This window comes from Neisseria sp. P0009.S007, from assembly GCF_051962515.1.
On the sequence record NZ_JBQCVF010001220.1, the window covers coordinates 1 to 248 of the forward strand.

At 51.2% G+C, this 248-nt stretch carries 1 pseudogene; it reads right to left on the bottom strand.

Annotation, left to right across the window (positions count from 1 at the left end):
* Nucleotides 1-3 precede the first annotated feature (3 nt).
* Nucleotides 4-248: pseudogene (locus ACTHS3_RS18375) on the bottom strand (hypothetical protein); the annotation flags it as partial.

Below are 248 nucleotides of genomic sequence, written 5' to 3' on the forward strand. Positions count from 1 at the left end.
GTATTATTCATGTTCTTTTTCCTTGTCTTCGATGCCTGTCAATGCTTTCAGCGGATCGGCAAGTGCCAAAGCCAGTGCCGACCAATCCGTTTGGGCCGCGTCATCGGCTTGATCTTTATCGGCAAATTCAACGTGAACCACGCCCAAAACCGTTCCGTTTTGTGTTGCCACAGGGATGGACAACTGGCTTCCGCTGCCCTCGTTCCGGCTGCCTTGGATTTCGTCCAGCGAAAGCCAATAAGCTATAT